The sequence below is a fragment of the Exiguobacterium artemiae 255-15 genome, from assembly GCF_000019905.1.
Taxonomy (GTDB): domain Bacteria; phylum Bacillota; class Bacilli; order Exiguobacteriales; family Exiguobacteriaceae; genus Exiguobacterium_A; species Exiguobacterium_A artemiae.
In genome coordinates, this window is the sequence record NC_010556.1 from 1,298,237 (window position 1) to 1,320,576 (window position 22,340).

Annotated in this window: 30 protein-coding genes and 1 pseudogene; 17 read left to right on the forward strand and 14 right to left on the reverse strand. The window is 41.6% G+C overall.

What is annotated here, in order from left to right; all coding sequences use genetic code 11:
• Positions 1-142 precede the first annotated feature (142 nt).
• Complete coding sequence (locus tag EXIG_RS06605; protein ID WP_012370154.1) at positions 143-781, reverse strand: hypothetical protein; 639 nt, start codon at positions 779-781, stop codon at positions 143-145.
• A gap of 271 nt (positions 782-1,052) precedes the next feature.
• A complete protein-coding gene (locus EXIG_RS06610; RefSeq protein WP_012370155.1) occupies positions 1,053-1,382 on the reverse strand; it encodes an ABC transporter permease in 330 nt (109 codons plus the stop codon).
• A 160-nt stretch (positions 1,383-1,542) separates the two neighbouring features.
• Here EXIG_RS06610 and EXIG_RS06615 point away from each other — a divergent pair, with 160 nt between their 5' ends.
• The 3 genes from EXIG_RS06615 to EXIG_RS06625 all read left to right on the forward strand — a co-directional run bounded on the left by EXIG_RS06615 (position 1,543) and on the right by EXIG_RS06625 (position 3,500).
• Positions 1,543-2,157, forward strand: coding sequence for an SMI1/KNR4 family protein (locus EXIG_RS06615; protein ID WP_012370156.1), 615 nt, complete (start codon positions 1,543-1,545; stop codon positions 2,155-2,157).
• A gap of 35 nt (positions 2,158-2,192) precedes the next feature.
• Positions 2,193-2,546, forward strand: a complete 354-nt coding sequence (locus tag EXIG_RS06620; RefSeq protein ID WP_326930245.1) for a GNAT family N-acetyltransferase — start codon at positions 2,193-2,195, stop codon at positions 2,544-2,546.
• 150 nt (positions 2,547-2,696) lie between these two features.
• Positions 2,697-3,500, forward strand: coding sequence for an SMI1/KNR4 family protein (locus EXIG_RS06625; protein WP_012370157.1), 804 nt, complete (start codon positions 2,697-2,699; stop codon positions 3,498-3,500).
• A 225-nt stretch (positions 3,501-3,725) separates the two neighbouring features.
• On the opposite strand, the gene EXIG_RS06630 is transcribed toward EXIG_RS06625, so the two are convergent.
• The 6 genes from EXIG_RS06630 to EXIG_RS06655 form a co-directional block, all read right to left on the reverse strand.
• Positions 3,726-4,643 carry a DMT family transporter gene (locus EXIG_RS06630; RefSeq protein WP_012370158.1) on the reverse strand — a complete coding sequence of 306 codons (918 nt, stop codon included), beginning with the start codon at positions 4,641-4,643 and terminating at the stop codon, positions 3,726-3,728.
• Between the two features lie 15 nt (positions 4,644-4,658).
• On the reverse strand, positions 4,659-4,898 hold the full coding sequence (locus EXIG_RS06635) for a hypothetical protein (RefSeq protein WP_012370159.1): 240 nt from the start codon (positions 4,896-4,898) through the stop codon (positions 4,659-4,661).
• A gap of 376 nt (positions 4,899-5,274) precedes the next feature.
• Positions 5,275-5,544 carry a type II toxin-antitoxin system RelE family toxin gene (locus EXIG_RS06640; RefSeq protein WP_012370160.1) on the reverse strand — a complete coding sequence of 90 codons (270 nt, stop codon included), beginning with the start codon at positions 5,542-5,544 and terminating at the stop codon, positions 5,275-5,277.
• Positions 5,541-5,765, reverse strand: coding sequence for a type II toxin-antitoxin system RelB family antitoxin (gene relB / locus EXIG_RS06645; protein WP_012370161.1), 225 nt, complete (start codon positions 5,763-5,765; stop codon positions 5,541-5,543). The genes EXIG_RS06640 and relB overlap by 4 nt, the downstream gene beginning before the upstream one ends.
• Positions 5,766-5,842: 77 nt before the next feature.
• On the reverse strand, positions 5,843-6,280 hold the full coding sequence (locus EXIG_RS06650; protein WP_012370162.1) for a hypothetical protein: 438 nt from the start codon (positions 6,278-6,280) through the stop codon (positions 5,843-5,845).
• Between the two features lie 50 nt (positions 6,281-6,330).
• Positions 6,331-7,302 carry a DUF2268 domain-containing putative Zn-dependent protease gene (locus EXIG_RS06655; protein WP_012370163.1) on the reverse strand — a complete coding sequence of 324 codons (972 nt, stop codon included), beginning with the start codon at positions 7,300-7,302 and terminating at the stop codon, positions 6,331-6,333.
• 236 nt (positions 7,303-7,538) lie between these two features.
• Between EXIG_RS06655 and EXIG_RS06660 the strand changes: the two genes are divergently transcribed.
• On the forward strand, positions 7,539-7,757 hold the full coding sequence (locus EXIG_RS06660) for a hypothetical protein (RefSeq protein WP_012370164.1): 219 nt from the start codon (positions 7,539-7,541) through the stop codon (positions 7,755-7,757).
• Between the two features lie 72 nt (positions 7,758-7,829).
• Entirely contained in the window at positions 7,830-8,309 is a 480-nt protein-coding gene (locus EXIG_RS06665; protein ID WP_012370165.1) for a glutathione peroxidase, read from the forward strand.
• An 84-nt stretch (positions 8,310-8,393) separates the two neighbouring features.
• Here the strand turns inward: EXIG_RS06665 and EXIG_RS06670 are convergent, their stop codons facing one another.
• On the reverse strand, positions 8,394-8,858 hold the full coding sequence (locus EXIG_RS06670; RefSeq protein ID WP_012370166.1) for a hypothetical protein: 465 nt from the start codon (positions 8,856-8,858) through the stop codon (positions 8,394-8,396).
• 15 nt (positions 8,859-8,873) lie between these two features.
• Positions 8,874-9,779: an EamA family transporter gene (locus EXIG_RS06675; RefSeq protein ID WP_012370167.1), complete on the reverse strand. Its 906-nt coding sequence runs from the start codon at positions 9,777-9,779 to the stop codon at positions 8,874-8,876.
• A 170-nt stretch (positions 9,780-9,949) separates the two neighbouring features.
• On the opposite strand from EXIG_RS06675, the gene EXIG_RS06680 reads away from it, so the two are divergent.
• The 4 genes from EXIG_RS06680 to EXIG_RS06695 all read left to right on the forward strand — a co-directional run bounded on the left by EXIG_RS06680 (position 9,950) and on the right by EXIG_RS06695 (position 12,648).
• On the forward strand, positions 9,950-10,897 hold the full coding sequence (locus EXIG_RS06680; protein WP_012370168.1) for an SMI1/KNR4 family protein: 948 nt from the start codon (positions 9,950-9,952) through the stop codon (positions 10,895-10,897).
• 15 nt (positions 10,898-10,912) lie between these two features.
• Complete coding sequence (locus EXIG_RS06685; protein WP_012370169.1) at positions 10,913-11,869, forward strand: SMI1/KNR4 family protein; 957 nt, start codon at positions 10,913-10,915, stop codon at positions 11,867-11,869.
• A gap of 74 nt (positions 11,870-11,943) precedes the next feature.
• Positions 11,944-12,360 carry a hypothetical protein gene (locus EXIG_RS06690; RefSeq protein WP_012370170.1) on the forward strand — a complete coding sequence of 139 codons (417 nt, stop codon included), beginning with the start codon at positions 11,944-11,946 and terminating at the stop codon, positions 12,358-12,360.
• 21 nt (positions 12,361-12,381) lie between these two features.
• Positions 12,382-12,648: a hypothetical protein gene (locus EXIG_RS06695; RefSeq protein ID WP_012370171.1), complete on the forward strand. Its 267-nt coding sequence runs from the start codon at positions 12,382-12,384 to the stop codon at positions 12,646-12,648.
• A 734-nt stretch (positions 12,649-13,382) separates the two neighbouring features.
• On the opposite strand, the gene EXIG_RS06700 is transcribed toward EXIG_RS06695, so the two are convergent.
• Positions 13,383-14,138, reverse strand: coding sequence for a geobacillin-26 family protein (locus EXIG_RS06700; protein ID WP_012370173.1), 756 nt, complete (start codon positions 14,136-14,138; stop codon positions 13,383-13,385).
• A gap of 359 nt (positions 14,139-14,497) precedes the next feature.
• Between EXIG_RS06700 and EXIG_RS06705 the strand changes: the two are divergent.
• Positions 14,498-15,391, forward strand: a pseudogene (locus tag EXIG_RS06705) (RNA-guided endonuclease TnpB family protein); the annotation flags it as partial.
• A gap of 213 nt (positions 15,392-15,604) precedes the next feature.
• Here EXIG_RS06705 and EXIG_RS15830 read toward each other — a convergent pair.
• Positions 15,605-15,826: a hypothetical protein gene (locus EXIG_RS15830; RefSeq protein WP_012370174.1), complete on the reverse strand. Its 222-nt coding sequence runs from the start codon at positions 15,824-15,826 to the stop codon at positions 15,605-15,607.
• Between the two features lie 158 nt (positions 15,827-15,984).
• Here EXIG_RS15830 and EXIG_RS06715 point away from each other — a divergent pair, with 158 nt between their 5' ends.
• From EXIG_RS06715 to EXIG_RS06730, 4 genes are read left to right on the forward strand one after another with little or no spacing between them, the layout of a single operon-like run.
• Positions 15,985-16,650, forward strand: a complete 666-nt coding sequence (locus tag EXIG_RS06715) for a hypothetical protein (RefSeq protein WP_234944591.1) — start codon at positions 15,985-15,987, stop codon at positions 16,648-16,650.
• 42 nt (positions 16,651-16,692) lie between these two features.
• Complete coding sequence (locus EXIG_RS06720) at positions 16,693-17,019, forward strand: hypothetical protein (protein ID WP_234944592.1); 327 nt, start codon at positions 16,693-16,695, stop codon at positions 17,017-17,019.
• Positions 17,020-17,065: 46 nt separating this feature from the next.
• Positions 17,066-17,341 (forward strand): hypothetical protein, encoded by a 276-nt coding sequence (locus EXIG_RS06725; RefSeq protein WP_012370177.1) that lies wholly within the window; start codon positions 17,066-17,068, stop codon positions 17,339-17,341.
• A gap of 26 nt (positions 17,342-17,367) precedes the next feature.
• A complete protein-coding gene (locus tag EXIG_RS06730) occupies positions 17,368-18,243 on the forward strand; it encodes an SMI1/KNR4 family protein (protein WP_012370178.1) in 876 nt (291 codons plus the stop codon).
• A 208-nt stretch (positions 18,244-18,451) separates the two neighbouring features.
• Here EXIG_RS06730 and EXIG_RS06735 read toward each other — a convergent pair whose 3' ends face one another.
• Positions 18,452-19,474 (reverse strand): DUF2268 domain-containing putative Zn-dependent protease, encoded by a 1,023-nt coding sequence (locus tag EXIG_RS06735; protein ID WP_234944593.1) that lies wholly within the window; start codon positions 19,472-19,474, stop codon positions 18,452-18,454.
• 277 nt (positions 19,475-19,751) lie between these two features.
• A complete protein-coding gene (locus EXIG_RS06740; RefSeq protein ID WP_012370180.1) occupies positions 19,752-20,186 on the reverse strand; it encodes a hypothetical protein in 435 nt (144 codons plus the stop codon).
• A gap of 203 nt (positions 20,187-20,389) precedes the next feature.
• Between EXIG_RS06740 and EXIG_RS06745 the strand changes: the two genes are divergently transcribed.
• The 3 genes from EXIG_RS06745 to EXIG_RS06755 all read left to right on the forward strand — a co-directional run bounded on the left by EXIG_RS06745 (position 20,390) and on the right by EXIG_RS06755 (position 22,304).
• Complete coding sequence (locus EXIG_RS06745; RefSeq protein WP_012370181.1) at positions 20,390-20,959, forward strand: suppressor of fused domain protein; 570 nt, start codon at positions 20,390-20,392, stop codon at positions 20,957-20,959.
• A gap of 59 nt (positions 20,960-21,018) precedes the next feature.
• A complete protein-coding gene (locus EXIG_RS06750) occupies positions 21,019-21,600 on the forward strand; it encodes a hypothetical protein (protein WP_012370182.1) in 582 nt (193 codons plus the stop codon).
• Between the two features lie 236 nt (positions 21,601-21,836).
• A complete protein-coding gene (locus EXIG_RS06755) occupies positions 21,837-22,304 on the forward strand; it encodes a hypothetical protein (RefSeq protein ID WP_012370183.1) in 468 nt (155 codons plus the stop codon).
• Positions 22,305-22,340: the final 36 nt, after the last annotated feature.

Sequence of the window (22,340 nt, forward strand, 5' to 3'; positions counted from 1 at the left end):
GCGAGCGAATGAAAAATCACACAATCTTCCGAATCCCGTTTCTCAAAGTCCTTGGTTCGACGCTCTTCGTAATGATAAATTTTAAATATGTTTTGTAGGACGTTGCTGACGGCAACGTCTTTTTGTTTCTGGAAGTTAAATCTTATTTCGTAGGAATCTCAACTGTATAGCGTTCTGCTAACGTTTCAAAGGTTTCGTCATTTGGACCATCGACTATAAATTTGACGTCCGTAATTTTGTTTGGTGCGGCACTAGCGATAAAAATAACGGTTCCTTTTTTCTTTACCTTGCCAATGTACTCTCCACCTACATCTGCTGATAGGACCATCGAAGCATCAATTTGCTCGGCAGTATTGGTTGTTAATTTGGCTTGGTTCGGATGGAAGTTGATTGTTGCATCACTTGTATTTTCTGCTTCCACCTCGAAAACAATCAATGTAAGCTTCTCTTTGCTATCAAACATATCTAAATACTCTTTTGATGGTTTGAAGTCTGAAGTTTGGACTTTATTAATTTTAAAGATAATTGGTCCTAAGTTCGTAGAAATGTTTAATTTCTTATTCGTGAAGTGATTAACCTTTGTTCCGAATTCTGACTTCTCAACTTTAGGAGTCTCCTCTTTTTTTACTGGAGCATCTTTAGCTCCATTCTCTTTCTCTTCTTTTTTCTCAACTTCTGTTGCAGAGGTAGTTTCAGCTTTCTTTGTAGATGCACTTTCCTCCGTGCAACCAGCCAGCAACATAGCAGCGGTTAATGATGTTCCCATGATAAAACGTTTCATAGATGATCCTCCCTTAAAATGCGTTACCCTTTATTTTACCAATTTATGATCAAGAGGAATAACTTTCCTTTTAAGAAAGAGACAAGGATTGTGATTATCGTCCGACAGCTTTCGACATAACGTTAAGTAAGGAAATAAAAAAGTATTATCGAGGTCGAGAGGTATTCCGAACAAGTCAGTAAAAAGAATGGAATCGTATGAGAATACAGGATTTGAAGTGAACAGACAATGCATCAAGATTCGAAGTTATGATTTGATATACTCTGTATTTTCATCTTGACTGATTTACTTGCCGTCGTTTAATAAAATTCTTAATCCCTAATACAATACCGATGACGAGATAAAGAATCCCATTACCAACGATAACGAATCCGATAAAAGCAGCTGAAAAAGCAGCCCCAAAACCGTCTCCACCCATACTGTGATCTATTTTTAAAAAGATAGAACCTGATATTAAAGCAGTGATTGGTCCAAGAATTCCGATTATTAAGCCGGATCCCCATAAAGGCATTTTACCTTTCCTGTATAAAAGAACAGCCGACAAATTCAAAACGATTAAGATTGATATTAGAACACTCCAAACTAGTCCATCACCACTCATTCAAAATCCTCCGTTCTTTTAAAAAGGTAATATATGTATTTTTTATTGAGTTGATCATATCATAAACGCGAGAAGTTGGTATCTTCATTTCCAATTAAAGGTATAGAATGAAGAGAATACTTGTAAATAGGAGCAGTTCGAAAATTGAGGAGGATATAAGATGAAACCGATTGAAAGAACATTGACTTTGCTCAAACAAATGTTTAAAGATGAGCCGAGATTTATTATGGGAAGATACGGTAGAAACGGATGGGCAACTTGTAGTTTTAATAAACCTTTAACTTCTCAAGAAATTGAATCCTGCTTGCCTGAAGATAATTTTTCTTTACCGAAAGACTATAAACATTTTTTAACGTTGTATGATGGATGTGGCTTATTTAGAACTGAATCTGATCTAATTCTAGAATTGTTTCCTCTTAAGGAAATGCTGGAAATGTCGGAAGAACACCATTCAGAAGACGGTCTCCTCTCAGAAGGAAACTTCTGGATCATAGGTCAAATAGATGAGGATTGGATTTTAATTGATAAAAATCAATGTACGGATGCAGAAGGATCCTTTAAAAAACCATATATCACAGTTGTGCATCCATCAGATGGTCTGGATATGGCGGTTCCATTAAATTTGAATTTCGAATGTTTTTTAGAACGCGCTATCATTGCTCAAGGCGATTACTTTTGGGAGTGGTCAGAAGACCTTGAAATGACTGTAATATATGATGATACTTTGACGTATGAAGAAGTCGACGAAACACTTTATCTTGAAGATAAGAAATAAAACATTGTGAGTAGTTTTAAAAAGGAGAATGCGTGATGAGCTATACTTATCTGCCACTGACACAAAGTCAGGCGGAAGAGATTGCCTATGAATGGACATACGAAGGCGACTTTGCCTTTTATGATATGCCGAACGATCAGGACGACTTGGCAGAATTTTTGGATCCCGATCAACGGACGGAACATTATTATGCGGTGATGGATGAAACACAACTAATCGGATTTTTTGTATTTGGGCCTGGACAGAATAGTCTTGAGTTGGCACTGGGAATGCGACCAGATTTGACGGGACAGGGAAACGGCGTAGCGTTTTTGGAAAGCGGTCCCGCTTTCGCGATCGAGAAATATCAACCACATCACATCGAATTAGCTGTCGCGACGTTTAATTAACGGGCTATCCGCCTGTATGCGAAATGCGGTTTTGAGCCGGTCGAACGGTTTCAACAGGGAACGAACGGCGGGAGCTATGAATTCGTCAAAATGCGTCTGCATATATGAGTCATGAAATGAATAATTTTTTTACAAGGAAGAGGGATTTAATTGGAATTTTGGGATGGATTATCTGGTGGAAAAGCTATTACACCTCTAAAAAAAGAAGAGATTAAACATATTGAAAAGCAATTGGGTAGTCGTTTACCAAAAAGCTATCTCAAAAAAATGGAAGAACAAAATGGTGGGGATATTGCATTTAATTCAGTTGTTGTAAACTTTAAAAACAGCTGGTCCGATGAAGAAACAGGACTTTACTTACCTTTATATGAATTCATGCCATTAACGATCGGAAAATTTGTAGAAAATACCTCTGTCTTAAATGAGTGGGGCTTAGCTGGGAAAAAAATGATATTTGGTGAAGGTGAAGGAAGTTATCTGTGGTACTTTGATTTTGATGAAAATCCAAAAAATCCAGAAGTATGGTGTTTGGACATTTCTGACGAGACTGCACATCTTGTAGCAGAATCTTTTGAAGCATTACTACCAAATCTCAAAAAACGAGCTAACGATGACGTGCTAACACATGAGGATGTATTTGCTGACTATCCTAGTATGTGTGAAATTCGAGAAACAATTAAAGGTACTGATGAGGATGCACGACTCGAAGCGTATCGTATGTGGTTGACGCGTTGTGAGGATCTTGAAGGACTAATCGCTGAGTTACGTCAACGAGTAGAACATTCAGATGAGGAGGACGAATTAGATTCCTATGCTGAGCTATTAGCCGAAGTTTTAATAAATTATACAAGTGAAGAGTTTATGACCTACGAAGAAGCGATCGCATTGTTTAATAAAAAAGAAGATGTATCGGATTTAAGTCATGTTATCGTTCAACTTGAGTCTGAAGTCTAAAATAACATAATATCTTATGTCCAATAACTACTTAAGTTTTTTGTTTTACAAGGATATAGAAACTAAGATCATTAATTTATTGATAATAATTTCCGATATTGTTGTCACTAAGAAAGGCGATATAAAAGTGACTATATCTGTTTATCTGACTTTGCGTATTATCCGTTTTAATATCAGGAAACACTATCTGCTTCCGACTGACAGCCGGAAGCAGATAGTGTTTGATTATTTCAAATCGGCATTCGTGGATGGCCTTTTACTTGCCAACCGCTTTCGAAGGTAAGACCCGACTCCTAACGCAACAGCGGCACCAATGCAACTGAACAAGCAACCGAGCACTAAGTAAATAGATAAATTCGATTCACCGATCAGCAAGGAAGCGACTCCTCCAATTGTCGGAAACAGGGCTACCATGTAGCCGCTTTTGGCACCACCGATGTTCTCGACCAACTTCAGGTAAAAGAACCAGGCACCAAACGATGCGAGCAGCGTGAGGTAAAGAAGCGCGGACAAGTAAGAAACGGATGGCGGGATACTGATTGTCTGCCTCTGAAACCATACGACGGATCCGAGCAAAATACCTCCTGCCGTGAATCCGATGGCATTGGCATAAACCGGATTTACTTTCTGCTTCGCATTTCGTGCGGAACTGGCGTCGCCGATTGCTGTAAGAACAGTACCAAGCAGGGCAAGGAGAATTCCTTTCACATCATTCGTATGTATGTCGTGTAGAATCGGATAAAGCAACATCAAAACGCCCAGCACACCGAGAAGTCCGCCAATCAGGATGCGGAGATGTAACTGTTCTTTTAAAAAGATTCGCAAGGCAACGGGTGTTAGGATCACTTTCAGTGAAAAAATCAACGTGACGATTGCGGCTGAACTGAGCATCGTTGCGTAATAGAGACAGAGATAGCTGAGTGCAAAATTACAGATACCAAACACCAAAATATACGGAAGATCCTGTTTCAGAGGTTTTCCGACCGGTTTCATGAACCATGCCAGAAGACTGAACAACACAGCAGTCAGGATTAAACGGTAGGTCAATGATAGCTCCAGGCTGACCGGCGTCCCTTTAATCTTGACAGCAATGAAATTAAGACCCCAGATCAACAAACAAAACATGTACATAAAAATCGTCATCGGTATTCTCCACTCCTAAATCAAGACAATCATCGAAAATCCAATCAGGATGTTGATAAAACTGAAGACATCCGTTGTTTTGGTAAAGAACGAGCGTCCCGTTTTCTTTGCTCTGTCATTAAGAACCATCAAAACGACAGCGAACAGTGTTGTTAAGCCGAGCGGAGCGTTAAGGAAACTGTCGGAATACGTGAATGAGTTAATTACGAGGTAAACACTGTTCAGTATCGAAAGGTAGAGTAATGTTTTTTGCATCCAATCACATCCTGTTTGATTTATTATATTATTATACATTTTTACATAAAATTGCCAACTGAGGAAGGGGCACCTTAAATGTCTTTGCCTGTAATCCTCTAAAACTACGGATTTTTGTATTATGAATCGAGAAGAGGACGGTGTACCGGTAATAGCTAACGGATAGAAGACAGTTTAGGATAGAAGAAATGGTATGGGAATCTGAACAGCGTAGACTAAGTAACACCTTAAAAGGAGCAAAATTCCTTCTCTGTTAGAGGTGAAGGCACGTTGCTCCTTTTCATCATACGTATAAATAATGTTTAAGTTATGTTTGCAAAAACGGTCGTTAAAAAGAGAAACGAATATGTTTCCTCATTCGTGAGTCTTAACTCCCTTATTTATAGATATCTCGACGATGTCCGATCTCAAGAATCAAGATCAAGACTTTGTCATCTTGGATGTCAGCAATCAGACGATAGTCGCCAATGCGATACCGCCATTCACCCGAACGATTCGAGATAAGTCCCTTTCCATGACGACGCGGATCATCCGTCCCGACCAGGTTCTTCTTGATCCAGGACATGATGATCCGCGATTGTTGAGGATCCATCTTCTTAAGGGACTTTTGAGCTCCACGCTCAAACTCCACTGTATATGTTGTCATTCTAAATCAAGTTTCTTCATCATATCGTCAAACGAGATTGCTTCTGATTTTTTGCGGTGTGCTGCCATGGAATCATGATAGAGTTGTAAATCAATCTCGTCTTCAATTCGATCGAGGACGGCATCGCGAACAAGTGTAGAAATCGTGATGTTTTTTGCTTTCGCATATTCTTTGATCAGTCGCGTATCCTGATCATCGAGTCGAACAGAAATCGTACTCATACTTATCATCTCCTTTGTAATACATTGTAATACATATTCAGATGTTAGTACAGACACGAGGTTTATTTGTTCTTCCTTCAATCTACTTTGATTAAGAAAGCAAACTGACCGTCACCATTCTCGGACCATCTTGCTTGAAGTTCATAGGCATATGTGCCGGCTTCTTTCGGTGTTACGAGTTGATTATTTTTTAATGTAACCCGCTTACCGGTCTCCTTATTAAATCGAAGGATTTTGATCGTATCAGGTTCTGGATCGAAGGAAATCTGGATTTTCTCGTTCGGCATGACGGTGACCGGTTTACTTTTTTCAGTCATGTGCAAACCGTCGACATAAATTTTATCGACGCATTGGCCGCTAAACATACCACTCCAACAAAATGTCCCTTGAACCGTTGGAATACTTTTTTCCTGTATCTCGACACGGGGATCGGGTGGTTCATCACGGAATGGTTCGAATTGAACGAAAAAAGCAATGATGATTATAACGGAGCCGATTAATAAAAATTTACGCATGTGAAACTGTCCTCCTTCGTAAGTGGTATTCTTCTGTGTCAACAATCTTTTCATTCAAGGAGCTTTTGATATTTATACCCGTTCAAAATAGCGTGATTCTCTTCATACGTCCATGTTTTGATGGAAAGATCAGGGTTTGCTTTCAGATGATGCGTCAAGATATCGCGACCTAAAGAGTAACGGCTCCATAAAGGAATGTCTTTTTCAGTATTCCCCATTGTAATCTCCTGATAATCGGCTTCACCATTCCCGATCAAACGCGCCACATGTTTTTTGGTCGTATCATCCATCGGTATATTCCAAGGAGGCGAGACATCCGTGACGATCTGATCGGCAAAGGCATCTGCTTTTCCTTCGAAGATGACCGAATCAAGGGATGTGTCAATTCTGCTTAGCTCGGGTGTATCATTTAAAACCAGATGATGATATTCATGAGCGATTGTATAGGCCAAAACTTCTTTATCGAAGTTTGGATTCAGTTGAATGATAATCGAGTCCTGAAAAGCTGCTCCTGACACTCCGGCCAAAGGATCCGTCATTGACCAAAATTCCAGATTGGACGGTGCGATGAAAATCGTAGCTTTCTTTTTAGGGAGCGCTTCATAGGAAGCGCTATAGTTTTTCGTAATGATATCTTTGATTTCGTCATGCTGTTTCATCAATTCATTTGTTTGGTTCAGCATATCCTGCTCGTAAGCTGTTGCCTTTAACATGAAGAAAGTTTCTAGGGTGGTCGGATCAAAATTTTCCTTCTCTCCAATCTTATCTATGTAACGAAGGACGTATTCTGCGTAATTTTTTGAATCCGTTTCTGAAGTGTCGGCTTTAAGCGATGCTTTCAAATAAGTTTGATAGGGCGCATAAAGTGGGACGATGTTTAATTCACCGTCCTCGCCGATCTTCACAGTTTCTGGTTTAAATTCTTTACTTTCGGAGTGCGTCACGGCTTTTTCTGCTTCGTCTGTACAGGCTGCTAACAGCAGGAACGGGATGCAAAGTAAAGGAGCGATTACTTTTTTCAAAGGGAATGACCTCCATTTCGAATTCGTTAGACTGATGAATGTTCTCGTTGATTAATGAGGATAAATTTCAGAACTTCATATGTAAAATTATACCATGGGAATTAAGGAGTTTAATGATGCTTGAGGCTATTAAAGGAGAATAGTTAATTTCGCTGATTGAATTTTCTCAAGCAATCATCGTATTCATGAAACCTTTGTTCAAAAAAACAGGTAAAAAGAGGAAAGGGGATGATGAGATGGTACGATGCACGAATTGTGGTTCTAAGTGGAAGACGAAGGATGTGCTTGCTGTCAGTATTGCAAACCATGGCAAGGCCTGTCCGAACTGCGGAAAGAAACAGTATCTATCAAAAGATACCCAACATTATCTGTCACTCGGATACATCAGTCTGTTTTTTCTGTTGATCATGCCGTTTGTCATTAAGCTGAGCGAACGGGAAGAACACATCTGGTAAGTAAGTTGACGCGTGTTCAAAAAAGACGGTGCTTTTTCAGCGAGGTATACTGATGACAAAGGGGGAATGAAAATGAATACATCGCTCTATGAAATCGAGGTACAGGACGCAACCGGTCAGACTGTTTCACTCAACGACTACGCCGGAGAGGTGCTTGTCATCGTCAATACTGCAAGTAAGTGCGGGCTCGTAAAGCAACTCGGAGACCTGCAACAGTTGCATGACAAGTATGCGGATCAAGGTGTCAAAGTGCTCGGATTCCCGTGTGACCAATTCAACAATCAGGAGTTTGCCGATCAGCAAGAAACGATGCAGTTTTGCCAGCGGAATTACGGTGTGACGTTTCCGATGTTTCAGAAGATTGACGTCAACGGCCCGGCAGAACACCGGTTGTATACGTATTTAAAGCAGCAACAGGGTGGTCTGCTGTCGTCGAACATCAAGTGGAACTTCACGAAGTTTCTTGTCGATCGCGAAGGACGGGTCGTCAAACGCTTTGCGCCGGTCGATTCGATTCAGACGATTGAAAAAACACTGGCGCGCTATGTATAATTAAACCACGTCCCGTCCGGCGCAAGACGTCGGGCGAGACGAGTCGCATCACCCTACCTTTGGCGAGGTAGGGCTTTTTTTATGTCAACTCTCCGTCGGAAGATTAAAAGAATGTCGGACGGTAAAATCACTCATCTTGTGACCAAGATCAGTAAAAACGGGTGGACGCGGGGACAGGACATGAAAGTCCTGTTCGAATGCCCGGATGGCGTAGTGCGTCCAGTCTCGCGACGTGTCCCGCTTCAAGCCCATCCAGGCCGTCGCAAAGGTCAGAAGTGCCGAGTCCTTATACAGGACGAGCGGAATCGTATTAAACTCCACCCCGTCATCCAGTTCATGCAAATCCGACGATCGAAGCAGGACGCAATCTGCTTCAAACGACAGTTCAAAATAATTGCAGGAATAGTCGCCGATGAGCACCATGACTTCGTCCGTATGACCGCGAAAATAGAGTGCCAGCCGATTGCCGTTTTCCTCGTTCATGACAATGTGATCAAGTTTAATCTGATAGTCTTCCCGGTACAACAGTTTCTCGAATGTAATGTGCATGACTGATGCCCTCCTTTAAGAGTGTTTTTCCTTGGCGAGTTCGACGATGTCCGGCTGACGTGTCGAACGCGACGACCAGATGAGTAGACCGATACCGCAGAATAAAAGTAAGATGCCGACCCACGACAACAGACTGAGCGTTTCCCTGAGGACAAACACGCCGAGCAGGGCAGCGGTCAAAGGTTCACCAAGAGAGAGTGTGACGGCTGTCGACGACGAGACGTGCGCAAGACCTCGTGCAAACAATAAGTAGGCGATACCTGTTGCGAGAACACCAAGATGCAGACTGATGCCGGCGCCGCGCAGACTGAAGACCCATGACAGATCAAACAGGAATAACAGTGGCGATAATAAGAGAGCACTGAGTGTAAACACGACTGCGACGACGGATAGCGGAGGGTGTGTTTTCACTAAGTCCCGGCTGACAAACGTGTAGACGGCAAAGGACATTCCGGCACCGAGTGCGAGTACGATCCCGAATGGATCGACGGAAACGGATGCCTGATTCATGACTAACAGTAAACAACCGGCAATCGAAAGCAATGTCGACAGCCACCAAATCGTGCCCGGTCGATTTCTTAAGACCAGCCATTCGATCACTCCTGAAAAAATCGGCGCACTGCCGATCGCGACGACCGTTCCGACGGCGACTCCGGTCATGAGAACCGCGGAAAAGAACAACGGCTGATAGGCGGCCATACTGATGGCAGCAAGGAAAATCGTTGGCAGCGGCCAATCTTTCAGCGTCAGCTTTCCGGTCAATAAGACGAGACTGAGTAAAAAGAAGCCGCCGACGGCTAATCGGACTGCGCCGATGGCAATTGGATGGGCTGCTTCCGGCGCAAAGGCTTGCGACGTGCCGGTCGTACCCCAAAGCATTGCCGCCAGTAAAATCAGCAGCATCGAAGACTGTTTCTGCATGGTTCACCTCCAGATGGATAGACATAGATGCTGTTCGGGCATCATTTTGGTTAGAAAAAGAATACCACAGAAACAGGAAGCTTGAACCACCCAAATTATTGGTAAAATGGTAGACTAAAGGAAGATGAGGCAAGACGGCTCATACATAGAGAGACAAAAGGATGGATATTATGAATCAAATCGCAGTTGTCCTCGATAGACTCAAACAGAAAATCAGCCATGGATCGACGTTCATCCAGCGCAGTTACAATTCAATCGGTCACGCTACGTTCCATCTGCCAAAACCGGTTAGATCGGAAACACTGGACGCGTTCGAAGCCGAGTTCAAGCAACCGTTACCGAGCGAATATCAGACATTTCTCGAACTGCATGACGGAGCGAAACTGTTTATGTTAGGTGACGAGGGACTGGTCTTGTATCCGCTCGAGGAAGTGATCGAAAAGACGATCGAAGCCAAGGAAGACGGTCTGATTGATGAAGACTATGATCATTACTGGATCATCGGTGAGGTGAACGAAGGGTACCTACTGATTCACACGAATCATGCAAAAACGGAAGATACACCCTACATGTACTGGAAGTATCATGAAGGGTCAACGGAAGACACCGACGCCATCGGTCAAAACTTCGGGACGTTTCTTGAACGGTCGATCATCGCCCAGGGCGACATGTATTGGGAATTTAACATTTTCGATGTCCGGGAAGACGACTACTATGTCGAAGACGAAACCGAGCACGAGCAGGCTGGTGTACCGATTGCATCTGAGGAACGGGTCCGGATCGAAATCGAGTATCCGATTTACCGCCGGGGAGGGTTTATCGTTTCTTTTTATACATATGAAAATGGAAAAGCCCAGTTACGGTCGGAATCAAACGGTTTCGATAATTTTAAACAAATCCATCGTTATCTAGTGGGTACTTTGGATGAACCAGGATACTACTATTCTGAAATCGTCGTTTTCCAAAAAGAAGCACCGCTTTGGGAAAGTGAAGATGCATCCGGTGAACAGATTGCGAGACGCGTCGAACATCCGCAAACCCAAATTATGCAGTATGACGGTTATCAAGCATTTGTGAATGACTTGCCGCGTCCGTTACCGGGCTGGGAAAAAGCATGATAGGGAGAGAATGATATGAATCAAATCGCAGCAGTACTCGGCGGGCTTCAGCAGAAAATCAGTCATGGTTCAACGTTCATTCAACGGAAGTACAATGAAATCGGTCAGGCGAAATTTAATCTCCCGGAACCGGTGACGGCAGCATCGCTTGCGGCATTCGAAGCCGAATTTAATCAAAAACTGCCGAGCGAATACCAAACGTTCCTTGAACTGCATGATGGAGCGAATCTGTTTATTCTCGATGATGGTCTTGGGCTGGTCTTGCATTCACTGGACCAGGTAATTGAAGCGACGAATGAAGCGATTGAATATGAATTGATTCATGAAGACTTCGACCATTACTGGGTGATTGGGGAAATCAATGAAGGGTACCTGTTGATTAACCGGGAGTTTGCGAAAACGGAGGATACACCCTATATGTATTGGGTGTTCCATGAGTTATCAACCGAGGAGGCCGATCCAATCGGCCAAAACTTCGGCACGTTTCTTGAGTATTCGATCATTGCCCAAGGGAACGTGTTTTGGGAATTTAAAGACTTCAGCATTGAAAAGGATAATTATTTCGTCGACGAAGAGACTCCGGAAGCGACCGTTAAACCCCCAATGCCGATCAAATTTGTCGATTCCGTCCGGGTCGAAATCGAATATCCGATTTCAAAAACTGATTCAGATTACGAATATACTGTTTCGATCTACGAAGGAAAGTCTGGTAAAGAACGGTTGATGTCGCGTCATGAAGGCGGATCCCGTTTTAATAAGCTAATTGAGGATGTCCGTAACCGGCTGTCTGGTCGACAATTTCATTATTCATTAATTAATGTCTTTCAGACAGAATCTCGATTTTGGGAAAATGAAGAAGAAACAGGCGACTCATTAATTATAAATGAAAGCCCGCAAAAACAAGGGCTCAGTTATGACGGCTACCGGGCCTTTGCGGACCAGTTGCCGCGTCCATTACCGGGTTGGAAATAAGCAAAGCGTTACGTTCAAAGAGCACCTTCATTTATTCAACTCTTTTGAAACGCATGCGAAAAGGAGAAATGGAAATGAAAAAACTACTGATTATTCCGTTGTTATTCAGTTTAGCCGGATGCATGTCCCTCGATATGAAACCGAGCAGTCAGACAATCGAAACGGGGTACACAGGAAGTGTCAAAGACGGGTTTGTATTTGAATACAAACTGACCAATACCGGCGATTATCCGGTGAAAGTCGACTCCCGTGCCGGTCATCTGCTCAACGTCAAGGTCCGAAAGCACGATTCGCAAAAAGTCGTCTATGACTCGTACGAAGAGGTGGAGCCGAAACGGTTGTCGAAAGAAGTGCAACCGCATAAAACGGTGACGCTGAAGAGAAAAGTCAAAGCCGGTGTCATTCCGGCGGGTGTCTATGACATCGACTATATCGTTCGTGACGATAAAGGTGAAAGTAGCGGTGGCGATATAGAAATAAGATTAAACTAATTCAATCCAGGAGGAATAAAAATGTGGAAGAATCCAAGTTACCGCTATGGAATATGGTCATTGATTGTCAGCTTTTTCTTATTCTTAATCGTTCAAATGTATAGTGCTTATATCGAACTGTCACCCAAGTTTGATGGAGAGGCACTCGAAGAATATCATTTGATCTACTTCCCGGTTATCGCATTGATTGTGGGATGTACATTCCTGATTGGCGGTTGGTGGAATGAGGACTTCAAACAGGAAGCACAAAAACGAGCAGCACTCGAAGCGGATAAACCGGCAGAGTAACTGTGATTTTAGGAGGAGCAATGATAATGGTTAAGAATTTTTCGAGTTTACTGATGCTGAGAGTAGCGGGTATCGTATCCATGCGTTTCTTGTCGACCATTTTTGAAGACTGTTCTGACACTTGTCGGACTCGTCATGATCTTGCATGGCTGGGTGATGGGGTATGAACAAAAGAAGAAACAATTGTAAAATCAACTAAAATAAATCCAATGAGCAATCCATTAAAAATAAGTCCGATGATGTCCAGTTAGAGGATATCGTTGGACTTATTTTTAATGGACATTCTCTCAAAAATCAAGGCTTCACATAGAAATGTGATAAGACACATTATCAAAATAAATGAAAAATATTGATAATCTACTTCTATTTGTAAAGAAGGCTTAAATTGATTGCATTTTGGAAATGGTTTTTTAATACAAAAAATCTATATAATTTAGATAGAATGTCTAAATTATATAGAGTCAATTAAGATTTAATTCTATCAGAAAGATTTGAAAATATGTTAGTTGCTAGTTATCAATAATGCTCGGACAAAAACATTATAAGAGAGTTGCTAAAATGAAAACGAGAAAACCAACAATACCAACACTAGTTAAAATATATCCTGATGTTCGTGTTGATTTATTTTTAGTATTGGAAAATTTTAAGAGGAATATTCCTGTACTGATAATTACTAATGTAATAACGGTCATTAATATAAATATAAGCATATTCATTTTGTCATCTCCCTAATTCTATGCACGCATATAATAAATTTTAGCATTTTTCATCGCGTTCATAAGTGAAAGTAACTGCTTAACGGTATTACCATATATTCCTGCGGCAGCAAATGCAGCTGTAGCCGTCGCACCACCTGCAGTTGGAATTGATAAAACGACAGCTAAACCTGACATTAAAACTGAAACTGAAGCACCACCAATAATATTTAATTCGAGTGAATTGATTTTATCCACTTGTGATTTAAAACTATTTAAATTCCCTTTGGTAGAGGATTTATATGTAACGCTTTTTGAATTCTTGCTTAACAGTGAATCGCCCTTAGGCATGCGAATGTTCCATTTTTCTGGCTTGCTGTGAGTAATTGTATATTCATAGTTACTAAATGTATTTTCTGAAGTTTTAGAAACGGAAGCTGACTTCATTAAAAAATTCTCATCTGAAAAGTCATTACTTTTATCAGTCGAGTTAAAATCTATAACTTTAGTGGAATAACTTTGTGATTCGATAGTCATTATCTGATTTATTTTATCGAATGAAATTATCGAAGTAATATCATCTTCAGTAACTTGAATAACGTTCTCCAAAGGATTACTTTTAATTATTTTAAAATCGGAGTTTTGAATTTCGAAGTCAGACATTGCTTTAAGTATTTCTGTATCATTCTCTTGTTGACTAATCGTTGATTCTTCAGCATTTACTGAGTTAGAAAATGGTGTTAATAAAATTGATGCAGACATAGGTAAAATTAAAATTTTAGAACTTATTTTCATAGCATATCAATCCTTTATAGAATATTTTTAATTCAGATATATTTATAACACTTAAGTCTTAGAAATTACACTTACTGTTTTGTAAGATGAAATCGATTGATGTACTTTAAGAATTTTGAGAGTGGCATCGAATGGATGAAATTTATTTTCTATATTCTAAAAAGGGTAACTCATTATGAAAGTAGTAAATCTCGTGAAAATGGTGATTTTTATTTGTAAGGAGGAGTGAAAAAAAGCAGGTTTTTCTAGGAAATCAGGGTGAAATCCGGCGTAGGTGGGAGATGAATCGCCTGACTTTGCAAGACTCCAATCGTTCGATAAAATGAGTATGACGAATCAAAAGGAAAGGTGTGATTGCGTTGCTGAAGGCGTATAAGTTTCGACTCTATCCGACGAAACCCCAACAAGAATATTTTGTGAAGACGTTCGGCGGTGTCCGTTTCGTCTACAATAAGATGGATCCGATTGTATGAAGATTCGAAGCTCAATCCTGACGCGAAGCAGAAGCTCTCGACACCAGCAAAGTACAAGCCCGAATTCCCTTTCCTAAAAGAAGTCGACAGTCTTTCTCTTGCGAACGCTCAGATGGACTTAAACAAGGCGTATACCAACTTTTTTCGGGATCAGTCTGTCGGGTTTCCGAAATTCAAATCGAAGCACAACGACCGGGCCTCTTACACAACCAACAATCTAAAGGGGAGCATCCGCATCGAAGATGGTAAGGTGAAACTTCCTAAAATCGGTTTTGTGAAGTTGAAGCAACATCGTCCGTTTGATGGTGTGATCAAGTCCGCGACGGTCTCGATGACGAAGACGCGGAAATTTTTCATCTCCATCCTTGTCAATCAAGCCGAAGCGCAATGGGTCCCAGCCCAAAATAAAGTAGGAATCGACCTTGGTTTGGAGCACTTCGCCATCATGACAAATGATGAGCGTGTTTCTGAGAAAGTTGACAATCCTCGTTTTCTTCGAAAGTCCGAAGAGAAGATAAAGAAGGCGCAACGCGCCTTGTCCCGCAAGAAGATCGGGAGTAAGAACCGAGAGAAGGTGAGAATCATCCTCGCCAAGAAGCATGAAAAGATTGCAAATCAACGTCAAGATTTTCTTCGTAAGCTGTCGAAACGGATGGTTGACGATAACCAAGCCTCGTCGTCGAGACACTTAAATCGAAGAATATGATGAAGAACCATAAGATCGCCAAATCGATTGGAGATGTCAGTTGGTATGAATTCGTCTGGCAGTTAGAATACAAATATCAAAGCGGATCAATGGAACGGGCCAACCGGAAACACATTCCGGAAGTCCTCGTCCTTGGCGAAAACGAACTCCAAAACGGGTTCTTTGACATCAAAGACATGGCGAGCGGTGCAACGACACGTGTCAAGTATCCCGTCGGATCCCTTATGTGAAGGAAACGAAAAAACGCAGATCCTCTGTTCTTCCGTGAACAGGAGAATCTGCGTTTTTCACATGAAAGTCTTTCGTTTGTACAGTTTGTCTTCGATCCATTTCCAAACACGTGTGGCAAGATACACATTTGGAATCGTACTAAGCAAGAGGAGACCGAGCATGATGATGCCACTCTTATCAACAGCGAGAAGCGGTTGGAAGATGGTAAAGACTGCAATCAACTGTAATGGTACGCTGAGGCTGAGCCAAACAGAAAAAAACAACAGTGGTTTCCACATATAATTCATCCTTTCATATGTCAGTTCTTCTTTTAGTATATCAAAATGCATACTGGATACTAGAAAAAATGGAAAGCCTAAGCCAGGTTCGTTATGCTTAAAAGAATAGAACGATACGATGATGGGGTGAGGAGAACAAAATGGCAGAAATCATGATTATGGAAGAAAAGATTATCGAAAAGGATGCGATGAACTTAGGATACCCGTTTGAAGTGGGTGGAGAGTTGACGACAGCTTATCTCATTGATGTAAGCCGTATTGAAAAAGACGGAGCAGATGAAAACAAAGAGTTTTTAATCGACTTCTTAATTCATCAACAGGTGTTTCCACTCTATGTCAGTTTCGTGGATGAGTATGGATTACATGATGAACATGACGCGTTTTTCAAACAACATAAGCTTTCATATGTCGTATTGGATTTAGATACACAGTTTCGAAGTGGAGAGGTGAAAGTCCGTTATAAGGAATACCATCCGTGTTATACGATTACCGTTCAAAACGCGGAAGAACTGCGTCTTGTCCTGAACAAAACCTACTGGCTGGCATCGGAAAATCTGTTATATACCATCTCGTACTCAGACAACCTGTCATTTAAATTGGGGGAGACGAACTGGTGGCGGTTGAAACTGATTCGCCCGATTGGTGTTCTGACCATGCATCCGAACATGACCTGTTTTAAGATTGCCCATGATGGCGACGGTTTTTACCTGCTGTCAAACGATGAAAGCTATATACCAATCGAACACCTGGTGACCCGGTTTCCGAAAGGGACCGTCATTTCGCAAATCAATGACGACTGGTTACTGGATGACGAAACCGATTGATCCTGGTACACGTAAAAGAAGGATGAAACTGAATATGGAGGAATGAGAGTGGAGCACGTTTTGTATTATCTGTGTATAGCTACCTGTATCGGAACGGTCGCGGCCTTTCTGTTTGATCGGTTGCAACCGGGAAGTCGTATTCGGACGATCAGTATCAGTCTAAACGTTTTATTGCTAGTTTTAGTAGGTGTAACCGCATTGCTTGGGTGGGATGCTGCAGAGGAAAAGCTATACCGGTCCTTTGGCTTGTTAGTCATGAATATCTTTCCGCTCTGGTATGTACGAATTGAGGGGAACAATCGAAAAACAATCGTCTGGTCACTGACGCTGGCGTTGGTCGTATTGGTGTTCGGAACAATTTTAGAATGACATAGGATAGAAATCGTACATAGACGTTAAAAAGGAGCTGTTCATATTGAAGAAAAAAATGTTGATCATCTCCATTCTGTTGATGGTAGGCGGCGTATTTGGAAACATACTTTTTACCCGACTCGGTTATTTTCCGAATGCAGATTTTCGGATTATGAGTATTCCGTTAGCAGCGGGAGCGCATTACTTTAATCTAGGACTGGTGTTGCTTACCATGACGCTAATCGGGCTGGTGTTACTGCCATGGTTTCTGGAGAAAAAACAATTTTCGAAAACGGTGCTGGCACTTGTATTAATTATTTGGTTGCCTGAAGTCGTCTAAACAACATGGACAGGAGCGATGATATCGTGAGCAAACTCATTAAACGCCTCCATCCCGATTCAAAAATGCCCGGGGTATCAGCCGTTGACCTGAAAAAAGCGGAACATGCCTTAGGTGTTTTGTTTCCAGATGAATACAAAGACCTTTTTTTACAGACGAACGGTGCACAGTTTGGCGAATGGACCCTGTATCCTATACCAACCAGACGAACAGTTTCGATCGATCTCGTTCGTCACAATGAGAAGCGTCCGGCTGGTTTACCCGATGACTTGATCTGTATCGGTGAAAATATGACCGGGGACAAGCTGTGTTACCGGATTCGGAAACGTTTTCTGCAGGAACTCGTCTTTAGATGGAATGAAAAGACGGGAATCGCAAAATATCCGTCGTCTTCTTTGGAACAGTTCGTCGATTGGCATGTCCCAAAACGAAAAACGAATCAGGTACACCGACTTGGCTGTTTCACGGTAGAGAGCGACGAGCTGATCGTGACGGATCCTTATTACGGACTAGAGGAAGGTACCGATCTACAGCTGATTTTGCCGAATGTGAAATCAGGAAGTTGGACGGCAGCTATCATTTACACGGAAGACGATTGGGTTAAGCAATTGCTTGTTTTTGAAGGGAACAAAAAGCGGAGCGGCAAATGGCACCGGCAGGAACAACCAATCGGCGTGGACTCGGCACTTGTCGGTATTTTTGATGGGACAGCTTATCGTCAGCATCAAGCAACGGAGTTCGAGACAGTTGTTTCTGTCGACGATCAGGCCGGTATCGTCTCATTCGGTGCCGTCTCAACGTCGGGTTTTGGAGACGGACTGTATGATGTGGACATACAGTATGATGTCTCGAGGCAAATCGTCGGTGTACGGGTGAACTTCGCAGAGGAAGACTCGTATTAATAATTCACAAAAAAATAAATTAGTGATAATAGGGTGTCTTCAATGGAGTTTTATCTTCAAAAGACAAAAGATATAGCTGAATTAATGTAGACATCGTGTCTTTCGAATAATCAGCTTTAAATGAAGGAATTGAAAATCAAACGTTCAAAACAAAACGAGCAAAATACTTTCTCTATTAGAAGGGAAGGTGTTTTGCTCGTTTTAGTCATTATTCAAGGATGTTTTGATACTTATAGTCTTTTAAGATTTCATGTTCATCTTTATATGTCCACTCTTTGATTGAAAGATTTGGATTTGATTTCAAGTAATGATTTAAGATATCTCGCCCTAGGATATAGTTGCTCCATCTTGGAATATCTTTTTGCTCATTCCCGAATGTAACATCGTTAAAAGTTGTTTCATAATTATTTACAAGACCGGCTACGTGTTTCTTGGTCGTATTATCCATCGGCACATCCCACGGTGGTGAGACACCTTTGACAATACGATCAGCAAAAGCATCCGCCTTACCTTCGACAATCACAGACTTAAGAACAGAACTGATTTTAAAATCTGGTGTATCATGAAGAATTAAATGATGGTATTCATGGGCAATCGTATACGCAAGAACATTCTTATCAAAAGTTTGATCTAAATAAAGAACGAAAGCGTCTTTATATGCGGCTCCGGTCACTCCAGCCAATGATTCACTCATGGTCGGAAAATCCGAGTTGGAGGGTACAATGAAAATCGTACTCTTCTTTTTAGGAAGTATCTTATGTGCAGCGATATAGTTTTCCGTAATGACTTCTTTGATTTTGTCGTGTTGTTTCATCAACGTGTCAATGCGATTTAAAAGCTCTTGCTCATAGGATGTCGACTGTAGCATAAAATTGCCTTTCAAATCTGCTGTGCTGAACTTCTCCTGTTCTCCAATCTCGTCTATGTAACTGAGAACATATTTTGCATAATATTTTTTATCCATTTCTGGATCATCGGTCTTAAGAGATGCCTTCAAATACTTTTGATAGGGCGTATAGAGCGGCACGATTGTTAATTCGCTGTTGCGAGCAATTTTCACGGTTTCTGGTTGGATCTCTACAGGCTTTTGATGAGCTTCTGCTTCTTCTTTATTCTCTGTACATGCGGATAACAAAAGTAAAAGCATGCAAAGTACAGGAACAATTATTTTTTTCAACAAGATGACCTCCATTTTTTTCTTAATATCTGTAATGTCAGTTGGCGTAATCAATGATTTTTAGTCATTATTTCTCTCTGTAGATAAACTATGGTGGAAATGGATTTGACTTTGTTGCGAATTTTTCAGATCATCCGTATCAACACGAGACGATTGAAATCGAGGACGTTGAATGAGCGGATGTGGTAAAAGGAGTGCAAACGGGCGATGGAAACAGACCCGGTTAGCACTCCTTTTGTTATTCTTTCACTTCTGCAATCGTCTCGAAGATTCGTGAATAGACATCTTTGACATTTTTATCGTTCTTTTGATTGTTGTTTAACCCATATTCCTAGAAGCGATAGCTATCTTTTTTCTCTTGCAGATAACCGGATACATAGGCATCATTCACTTCGCTCGCATTGGCATACGTTAAATCTTCAAACACGAAGGGGAGAAACCCCTTTGTTGTCTCTAAGAAGAAGATCGGAACATCAAGTTTCCGGTACACCTTCACGTACTTCTCTTCATCTGCCTGTTTTAAGTTATCTTTTGTGATGAACACCGCATCAAACTTTGAGGAAATCCGGTTTGTGTCCTCTAGTTCTTCAAACGAGAGTGTCATGAACTTTACATTTTTCTCTTTCAGATCAGGCTGTTCTCCAATTACACCGATTTTTAAGTATGTTCCATCATAGGAAGAAGCTTTTACTTCCGTAGATTCACCTGAATCACAGCCTGCAAGTGCACTCGCAGCAATCAGTGAACCCATTAATATTTTTTTCATGGACACGTTCCTTTCACGTTCGTTTAATATCACTGTGATTATACTAATTATTTGGAAGTTGCCCCTAAATCGAAATGAAAAAACGAGATTTAACAATTAAAATAAAAATTCCCAATAATGTTATCTGATTATATAATATGAAGTATAAATGGAATTTCTTTTTGGCCTTGTTTGGTCGGTGAAGAAAGAAAACGGGAGGACATATGAATTACATTGAGCATTTGGAAAAGCACTGTGGTGAGATTAAAGGAAGTTTAGAACTAGAAGATATGATGGAAGAAAATATTCAATTCCTGAAGTTCGAGAACGCACCAATTAATGCTACCTATACGGCGACATCGCTCGGGTTGATCTGGCATTCGCTTCAGTTCGAAGACGGACGGATAGCCCACCAGGAAGTGATGATGTCGGTCAAGCAGCCGGAAGCGAAGGAAGATGTCATCGAATTGCTATGGCGTCTGACGACGCATGCTTTGGAAACCGGACAGGCTTTTGAATTGGGCGAATTCTACAGTATGCCTGAGACGGTGTTCGGACAATATGGATTTGCAGGAGTCTACGTGACGGCACCGATTTATTTTGATGAGAGCTTTTTCATCCATCATGGGGACGACGATTTTGATGAGCCGGAACACGTTTTGCCGGTTTGGTTTGTTCCGATTTTTGAATCGGAGGCGGATTATCTTGAGCAACACGGTGCGGAAGATTTCGACGAAATTATTGATGCAACAGAGGATGAACTGCTTGACTTAACACGTCAGCCATTGATTTGAGGATCATATTCATAGAACGAAAAGCAATCATACGTTGCTGTAGGGAGGAAGAAAGCAACATGTTCGTCGATCACTACAAACAGGTTCATCATCTAGAAGTCAATATACCGAAGGATGAGCGTTTTCAAAAGTATGAACATCTCAATATTTATTTTGAGTGGGGATTCGCGATCAACCAATCAACCGAAGAAGTTGCCAGCGAGGATGCGATGTGGTTACTTGGACAAACGAATGCATTCCCGATCTGCATGGTCTTTGATGTATTTGATTTTTCGATAAATGAAACAATTGAGGTTCTCGAATCCTTCGACATACCGTATCAGACGTCAAGAAATAACGGAACAGAGCTCGTTGATGGAGGAGAAGCTTCGTATGACATCAGCATACGGCTCATCGTTAATCAGGAAAAAACGTTGCGAGAAATGATTCCATTCCTGCACGCATGCGGATGTCACGGTCAGAAAAATTATCTCTATTCCGTGATCACGTACGGAACAGATGTATTATCAGCCACAGAAGACTTTCCGGGAATCGATGTCTCATACGCCGTCGTCTCGGTCGGACCGGATGGAGAAGGTGTAGATGTCATCGGACCGAGGGAACGGATCATTCCGCTGTATCGGAAAGTACGAAATAGATAGATGCAGAAAAGCATATGATCCTTAACTATTTTATTGTGATCGACGAAAGTTCAAAAGGTTGGTCAAGCGAATACAGGATTCGAAGCAGAATATTCGCTTGAATACATGGAAATGAAAAGTTTATCTCACTTCATAAGAAATGGAGCGGATGTGAAGGAGAGGATGTTAGGGGGCAAGTCATCAAATCGATTGATGGTCGGAATCACTTTTGGTTATTCGTTAAGGACGGCCGGAAGTTGTATACGTTGCAAGGTATTGTTGAAGAGATAGCGGAAGAACCGGAAAGTGAACAGAAATTCTCCCGTTTTTTCAACATGGATGGCTATATCCGGGAGCTGGCGGAGGCAAAGGTTGCAGACGGCTACCGGTTAATCCATGAACAGGACTTTAAGGAAGTCGTCGTTCAGCTGACCTGCAACGAGGAACAGTATGATGCCGTTTGGAAGAGTCGCACGAAAATCGAGGAAGATCTCGAAGAATTTCTTGGAGTAACCGGGAACGGTTATTTCTTAGAAGATGACTATGGACCGGAAGCAATCGAATTCGTCCTCCATGTCCTCGACCCGTCTCATATCGTCGAGGCAGTCGTTGAATATTTTAAGGAACAATATGACGTAACTCAGATCCGGATGGGTCAAGCAAAAGTTCATTACGGCAGGCGCTTGATTGGACTTTATCCTGCAGGAAAGAACTTTAATCGGTAAAATTGAGAAGTGACGAATCTAAAGGGAGTAAAAGGC